The organism is Halorubrum sp. Ea8, assembly GCF_002252925.1.
In the GTDB taxonomy this organism is placed as follows: Archaea; Halobacteriota; Halobacteria; order Halobacteriales; family Haloferacaceae; genus Halorubrum.
The window spans coordinates 1-575 of record NZ_NHPF01000156.1 but is presented as its reverse complement, the minus strand read 5'-3'; the positions used below and the strand labels follow the sequence as shown (position 1 = coordinate 575).

1 protein-coding gene is annotated in these 575 nt (G+C 67.3%); it reads right to left on the bottom strand.

The features are described 5' to 3' along the window. Positions 1–575, bottom strand: a 575-nt coding sequence (locus DJ74_RS17660; protein WP_141212755.1) for a type II secretion system F family protein, incomplete at both ends; no start/stop codon positions are given.

Below are 575 nucleotides of genomic sequence, written 5' to 3'. Positions count from 1 at the left end.
CTCGTCGCAGGCGGCCGCCGCCCCGCCGCCGTCCGCCTGCGACGAGAGGTCGCCCATCACGTCGACGAACTGGGTCTGGAGGATCGCCATCACGCCGAGCAGCGTGACGTACGTCATCACGATGATGGCCACCTGCATCCGGGTCCGGGAGATCCGTTCGCGCTCGATGTCGTCCTGGTTCTCCGAGGCCTGCGCCGCCGTCGTCAGCACGTCCGTGATCTGCGAGGAGGCCTCCTGCGCCTCCGAGATGAGCTTCACCGTCCGGGCGAGCCGCGGGACCGCGTACGTGTTGTTGAACTCGACCATGGCGTCTCGGAGGCTCATCCCGTAGTTCACCTTCGCGTGAATCACTTCGAACTCCTCGGCGAGCTGGCCGGTCGACGTCTCCGAGACCGTCTGGACCGACTCCAGCAGGGTCTGTCCGGTGTCGTTCGCCGAGGAGAGCTTCCGGAGGCTCTCCGAGAGCTTGCCCGTGATCGCCCGCTTCGAGCGCTGGCTCCACTCGTGGAACAATGCGAGCGGGCCCAGCACGAGGTACGCCGGGACGTAGACCCAGACGAACGCCGACCAGACGG